General features: G+C 73.4%; 8 protein-coding genes. All 8 read left to right on the top strand.

All coding sequences use genetic code 11. The features are described 5' to 3' along the window. Positions 1 to 129 precede the first annotated feature (129 nt). The 8 genes from hisI (at position 130) to trpB (ending at position 6,079) form a co-directional block, all read left to right on the top strand. Complete coding sequence (gene hisI / locus VFL99_RS03515; protein ID WP_414713710.1) at positions 130 to 525, top strand: phosphoribosyl-AMP cyclohydrolase; 396 nt, start codon at positions 130 to 132, stop codon at positions 523 to 525. Continuing rightward, positions 522 to 2,066 (top strand): anthranilate synthase component I, encoded by a 1,545-nt coding sequence (locus tag VFL99_RS03510; RefSeq protein WP_325104942.1) that lies wholly within the window; start codon positions 522 to 524, stop codon positions 2,064 to 2,066. Before hisI ends, VFL99_RS03510 begins: the two co-directional genes overlap by 4 nt. Then, positions 2,063 to 2,662: a Trp biosynthesis-associated membrane protein gene (locus tag VFL99_RS03505; RefSeq protein ID WP_325104941.1), complete on the top strand. Its 600-nt coding sequence runs from the start codon at positions 2,063 to 2,065 to the stop codon at positions 2,660 to 2,662. Before VFL99_RS03510 ends, VFL99_RS03505 begins: the two co-directional genes overlap by 4 nt. Before the next feature lie 79 nt (positions 2,663 to 2,741). Then, a complete protein-coding gene (locus VFL99_RS03500) occupies positions 2,742 to 2,969 on the top strand; it encodes an HGxxPAAW family protein (RefSeq protein WP_325104940.1) in 228 nt (75 codons plus the stop codon). Positions 2,970 to 3,046: 77 nt separating this feature from the next. Further along, entirely contained in the window at positions 3,047 to 3,379 is a 333-nt protein-coding gene (locus VFL99_RS03495) for a CD225/dispanin family protein (RefSeq protein WP_325104939.1), read from the top strand. Between the two features lie 26 nt (positions 3,380 to 3,405). Next, positions 3,406 to 3,894 carry a DUF2752 domain-containing protein gene (locus VFL99_RS03490; protein WP_325104938.1) on the top strand — a complete coding sequence of 163 codons (489 nt, stop codon included), beginning with the start codon at positions 3,406 to 3,408 and terminating at the stop codon, positions 3,892 to 3,894. 77 nt (positions 3,895 to 3,971) lie between these two features. Then, positions 3,972 to 4,787 carry an indole-3-glycerol phosphate synthase TrpC gene (trpC, locus tag VFL99_RS03485; protein WP_325104937.1) on the top strand — a complete coding sequence of 272 codons (816 nt, stop codon included), beginning with the start codon at positions 3,972 to 3,974 and terminating at the stop codon, positions 4,785 to 4,787. Continuing rightward, entirely contained in the window at positions 4,787 to 6,079 is a 1,293-nt protein-coding gene (gene trpB, locus VFL99_RS03480) for a tryptophan synthase subunit beta (protein WP_325104936.1), read from the top strand. The genes trpC and trpB overlap by 1 nt, the downstream gene beginning before the upstream one ends. Positions 6,080 to 6,148 lie beyond the last annotated feature (69 nt).

The following is a 6,148-nucleotide window of genomic DNA, read 5'->3' as shown; positions in this document are numbered from 1 at the left end:
GAGGTCGCGGGTCAGCCAGCCCTCGCACAGCGTGGGGGCCCCCGGACCGGTGGCGACGAGCGTGTCGCACAGCGCGCGACGTTCCTCACGGGCGGTGTGGCTCATGGCCCCATCCTGACAGTGGGCACAATGGACGTCGTGCCCGCGACCCCCGCCAGTGCGCCCACGACCGGCCTCGCCCCCGACATCGCCGCCCGCCTCAAGCGCGACGGGCACGGCCTGGTCTGCGCCGTCGTCCAGGCAGCGGACACCCGGGAGGTGCTCATGGTGGGGTGGATGGACGACGAGGCCCTCCACCGGACGCTGACCACCGGCCGGGTCACGTTCTGGTCGCGCAGCCGCCGGGAGTACTGGCGCAAGGGCGACACGTCGGGGCACATCCAGCTCGTCCGCTCCGCCGCCCTCGACTGCGACGGCGACGCCGTGCTGCTGGAGGTGGAGCAGGTCGGTGCGGCCTGCCACACCGGCACCCGCAGCTGCTTCGACGAGCGCCAGCTGCCCGTCGTGCAGGGGGAACGCTCGTGACGTCACCCTCCGCTCCGGTCGCCGACCTCCGGTATGGCGTCACCTGGCCGCCGCTCGAGACGTTCACCGAGCTGGCCCGGGACCGCCGCGTCATCCCCGTGGTGCGGCGCCTGCTCGCCGATGCCGAGACCCCGGTGGGCGTCTACCGCAAGCTGGCCCAGGACCGTCCCGGAACCTTCCTGCTGGAGTCCGCCGAGCACGGCGGCGTCTGGTCGCGCTACTCGATCGTCGGCGCCGCCAGCCGCGCCACGCTCACCGAACGGGACGGCGTGGCGCACTGGATCGGCGAGCCACCGGTCGGGGTGCCGACCGACGGCGACCCGGTGACCGCGCTGCGGGACACCGTGGCCACGCTGGCCACGCCACGGATCGACGGCCTGCCCCCGCTCACCGGCGGAATGGTCGGGGTCATCGGCTACGACGTCGTGCGCCGCTGGGAGAAGGTGCCCGACGGAGCGCCCGACGAGCTCAAGCTGCCCGAGCTCGGCCTGATGCTCGCGACCGACCTCGCCGTGCTCGACCACGCCGACGGGTCCCTGCTGCTGGTCGCGAACGCGGTGAACTACGACGCGACCGACGAGCGCGTGGCCTGGGCCTGGGAGGACGCGGTCGCCCGCCTCGACCGCATGGCGCAGGACCTGCTCGCGCCGGCACCGAGCACGGTCGCCGTGATCGAGCCGACCGTGCCGGAGCCGCAGAGCAACCACACGCCCGAGCAGTTCCACGCGATGGTGGAGGCCGGCAAGGAGGCGATCCGGGCCGGCGAGGTCTTCCAGGTCGTGCTCTCGCAACGCTTCTCGGTGCCCTGCCCGGCCGACGCCCTCGACGTCTACCGGGTCCTGCGCGCGTCCAACCCCAGTCCCTACATGTACCTGCTGCGCGTGCCGGCACCGGACGGGTCGGCATACGACGTCGTGGGCTCGAGCCCGGAGGCGCTCGTCAAGGTGACTGGACGGCGGGCCATCACCCACCCGATCGCCGGCTCCCGTCCCCGCGGCGCGACCCCCGAGGCGGACGTGGCGACGGGGGAGGAGCTGCTGGCCGACCCGAAGGAACGCTCCGAGCACGTCATGCTGGTGGACCTCTCGCGCAACGACCTGCAGCGCGTCTGCGCGGCCGGGACCGTGGACACCGTGGAGTTCATGACGATCCGGCGCTACAGCCACATCATGCACCTGGAGTCGACCGTCGTCGGGCAGCTGCGCCCCGAGTGCAGCGCCTACGACGTGCTCGCCGCGACCTTCCCGGCCGGGACCTTGTCCGGCGCCCCGAAGCCGCGGGCGATGGCGCTCATCGACGAGCTCGAACCCAGCCGGCGTGGGCTGTACGGCGGGGTGGTGGGCTACCTCGACTTCGCTGGCGACCTCGACATGGCGATCGCCATCCGCACCGCGCTCATCCGCGACGGTGTCGCGTACGTGCAGGCCGGTGGCGGGATCGTGGCCGACTCGGTGCCGCAGCTGGAATTCGAGGAGAGTGTCAACAAGGCCGCCGCGGCGCTGCGTGCCGTGGCCACGGCGACGGGGCTGCGGGCGCCGTGAGGGAGCGGTTCCTGAGCAAGCGCGTCGTCCTCCTGGTCGGGCTGGTCGCCGCGGCCTTCCTGCTCGTCAGTGGTTCCCGGACCTGGATCGAGGGACGGGTGCAGGACCCGGTGCTGGGCGCGACGGTGCTCCACGGCACGGGCACCGACGTCGCCAAGGGTGTGCTGGGCGCGGCGCTCGTCGGGGCCGCAGCCGTCGTCGCGGCGGCCACGGGCAAGCGCGTGGTCCGGTGGATCGCCGGCCTCGCGGTCGTCCTGGCCGCGGTGCTCGGCGGGATCGTCATCGTGCAGCTGCTCGGCGAGCCGGGACGGGCCCTGGGCGACCTGGCGGCCAGCAGCACCGGTCGCACCGGCCACCTCAGCGCCGCCGGCGCCCCGACGGTGTGGCCCTGGCTGTCCTTGGCGGCCTGCGTGCTGATGGGGCTCGCCGGCCTTGCCGTCCTGGTGGGCGGCTCCCGCTGGAGCGGGCTCTCCGCGACGTATGACGCCCCCACCGGGCGTGGCGCTGCGCCGGCCAGGCGGCGGGTGGAGTCAGACTGGGACCGGCTGAGCAGGGGCGAGGACCCGACCGCCGGGCCGGACCACAACGGCCCCTGACAGAATGGCTGGGAGCAGCACCAGGCAGCATCCCCCAGCGCAGGCAGCACGGCCTCGAAACAGAGGAGAACGGACGACCATGGCAGAGCACGGACACGGCCACAGCACCGCCGCGTGGACCGCGGTGACCACCCTGCTGGTGGCGGCCGCCCTCATCGCGGTGGGTATCGCCCTCGACTCGTTGGTGTTCGCCCTCATCGGGTGCGGTCTTGTCGCGGTCGGGCTCATCGCCGGCAAGGTGCTGCAGATGGCCGGCTTCGGCGTCCACCACCCCAGCCACACCCGAGGGACCACCGCGGTCCGCTGAACGGATAGGGTTCGGTCCCAGCGCGCCGAGGGGGCGCGCGGCCCAACACGTACTCACCCGAGGGGGACCGACCGCCCATGTCCTACGAGAACTCACCGCCGCCTCCGCCACCGCCGGGCAACTCCGGAGGTTACGGCTACCCCGGCCCGCCACAGGGGGCGCCGCCGCCCAACCACCTGGTCTGGGCGATCCTGACGACCATCCTGTGCTGCCTGCCGCTCGGCATCGCCTCGATCGTCTTCTCCGCGCAGGTGAACTCCAAGTGGCAGGCCGGCGATGTCCGCGGCGCCCAGGAGTCGTCCGAGAAGGCCAAGAAGTTCGCCATCTGGGCGGCGGTCGCGGGTGTGGTCGTGGCCATCCTCTACGTCGTCTTCGTCGTCATCATCGCGCGGAACGCGCAGACGACCTGATCGCTCCCGGCGGAGATACTGTTCCCATGACGACGCCGGCGCGCACGCGCGAGCGCGGACCCGCGCTCGACGGCGCATCCAGCCCGGCACCCGCCGCGCCGGCCACCCACGCACCGGGTGGCTGGCGCGGCGCGCGTCTGCCCGCGCTGGTGGCGGGCGTGGCGGCCTCGGCCGTCGGCTACCTCGCCGCCGTGGACCCGAACCAGGCCGGCCACTACCCGACCTGCCCGTTCCTCTTCCTCACCGGCTGGTACTGCCCCGGCTGCGGCTCGCTGCGCGCGATCCACGACCTCGCGCACCTCGACCTCGCCGGTGCGCTCGCGCGCAACCCCCTGGTCCTGGTCGCCGTGCCGTACCTCCTCATCACCTGGGGACTGTGGCTGCACCGGTCGGTCACCGGGCGCCCGCGTCGCTGGTTGGCCCCGGCCTGGGTGCTCTGGACCGTGCTGGGTGCCGTGCTGGCCTACTGGGTGCTGCGCAACGTCCCGGGGTGGACCTGGCTGTCGCCCGCGTGAGGTGACGGAACCGCCGCGACGCGTGCCCGGCATACCGGATTTCGGGGGTGCGCAGGGCGCCGGTTAACCTTTCGAGCGTGCCCACTGTCCTCGACGAGATCATCGACGGAGTCCGCGAGGACCTCGCCGCACGCGAGGCCCGCCTCCCGCTGAGCGAGCTCAAGGAGCGCGTGGCGCGCACCCCCAGCGCGATCGACGCCCACGCGGCGCTCCAAGCACCGGGAGGCGTCAAGGTCATCGCGGAGGTGAAGCGCTCCAGTCCCAGCAAGGGTGCCCTGGCGATGATTGCCGACCCCGCGGGGATCGCCAGCGACTACGCGGCCGGCGGGGCGACGGCCATCAGCGTCCTCACCGAGCAGCGCCGGTTCGGCGGCAGCCTCGCCGACCTCGACGCGGTGCGTGCGGCCGTCGACATCCCGTTGCTGCGCAAGGACTTCGTCGTCACGCCCTACCAGCTGTGGGAGGCGCGCGCCCACGGGGCCGACCTCGTGCTGCTCATCGTCGCCGCCCTCGACCAGCCCGCCCTCGTGGGCCTGCGCGAGCGCGCCGAGTCCCTCGGGATGACGGCCCTCGTCGAGGTGCACGACGAGCAGGAGCTGCTGCGAGCGGTCGACGCGGGGGCCCGCGTCATCGGCGTGAACGCCCGCAACCTCAAGACCCTCGAGGTCGACCGGACCACCTTTGCGCGTCTGGCGCCGCAGGTCCCGGCGGGCGTCGTGCGCGTCGCCGAGTCCGGCGTGCGCGGTCCGCACGACGTGCTCGAGTATGCCCGGGCGGGCGCCGACGCCGTCCTCGTCGGGGAGAGCCTGGTGACCGGTGGCACCCCGCGCGAGGCGGTCGCCGACCTCGTCGCCGCCGGAGCGCACCCCGCACTTCGCCACCAGGGAGCCTGATGACCGACACGACACCTGCCCGCGGAACCCAGCGCCCGGGGAGGTTCGGCTCGTACGGCGGGCGGTTCGTCCCCGAGGCGCTCGTCGCGGCCCTCGAGGAGCTCGACGAGGCGCGCCGCAAGGCGCAGGTCGACCCCGGGTTCCAGGGGGAGCTCGCGCGGCTGCACGCCACGTACACCGGCCGGCCCAGCCTGCTGACCGAGGTGCCGCGGTTCGCCCGGCACGCGGGCGGCGGCCGGGTGCTGCTCAAGCGTGAGGACCTCAACCACACCGGCTCGCACAAGATCAACAACGTGCTGGGCCAGGCGCTGCTCACCCAACGGATGGGCAAGCGGCGGGTCATCGCCGAGACCGGCGCCGGCCAGCACGGCGTGGCCACGGCGACGGCGGCGGCGCTGCTCGGCCTCGAGTGCACGGTCTACATGGGCAAGAAGGACACCGAGCGGCAGGCGCTGAACGTCGCCCGGATGCGCCTGCTCGGCGCCGAGGTCGTGCCCGTGGCGCACGGCAGCGCCACCCTCAAGGACGCCATCAACGAGGCGATGCGCGACTGGGTCACCAACGTCGACCACACCCACTACCTGCTCGGGACCGTCACCGGCCCGCACCCGTTCCCCGAGATGGTGCGTGACTTCCACCGGATCATCGGCGTCGAGGCGCGGGCCCAGGTCCTCGACCTCGTGGGCCGGCTGCCCGACGCCGTGTGTGCCTGCGTCGGCGGCGGCTCCAACGCCATGGGGATCTTCCACCGGTTCATCGACGACTCCTCGGTGCGGCTGATCGGCCTGGAGGCCGGGGGCGAGGGCATCGCCTCCGGCCGGCACGCGGCCCGGTTCAGCACCGGGACGCCGGGCGTGCTGCACGGGGCCTTCACCTACCTGCTGCAGGACGACGAGGGCCAGACGCTGGAGTCGCACTCGGTCTCGGCCGGGCTGGACTACCCCAGCGTCGGCCCCGAGCACGCCTACCTCAAGGAGACCGGACGGGCGGAGTACTACCCGATCACCGACGACGAGGCCATGGAGGCCTTCTCGCTGCTGTGCCGCACGGAGGGGATCATGCCGGCGATCGAGAGCGCGCACGCCCTGGCGGGCGCCATGAAGATCGGCCAGGAGCTCGGGCCCGAGGGTCTGCTCCTCGTCAACCTGTCCGGGCGCGGTGACAAGGACGTCGACACGGCGGCCCGGTGGTTCGGGCTGCTCGGCGACGACGGGGCAGCCACGGCCCCCACCGCGACGCCGGACAGCACCGACGAGACACCGGCGGGCGACGAGCCGGGGGTGGAACAGTGAGCAGGGAGGTCGTAGGAGCCGCGAGACGGAACAGCGGCGACGTCGCAGGAGCCGCGAGACGGAACAGCG

The organism is Segeticoccus sp., from assembly GCF_035708005.1.
This window is presented reverse-complemented; position numbering and strand designations above follow the sequence as displayed.

Coding starts and splice junctions, on each gene's coding strand:
- VFL99_RS03500 (WP_325104940.1), top strand. CDS start 2,742: ATGGCAGAGCACGGACACGGCCACAGCACCGCCGCGTGGACCGCGGTG.
- VFL99_RS03495 (WP_325104939.1), top strand. CDS start 3,047: ATGTCCTACGAGAACTCACCGCCGCCTCCGCCACCGCCGGGCAACTCC.
- VFL99_RS03490 (WP_325104938.1), top strand. CDS start 3,406: ATGACGACGCCGGCGCGCACGCGCGAGCGCGGACCCGCGCTCGACGGC.
- trpB (WP_325104936.1), top strand. CDS start 4,787: ATGACCGACACGACACCTGCCCGCGGAACCCAGCGCCCGGGGAGGTTC.
- hisI (WP_414713710.1), top strand. CDS start 130: ATGGACGTCGTGCCCGCGACCCCCGCCAGTGCGCCCACGACCGGCCTC.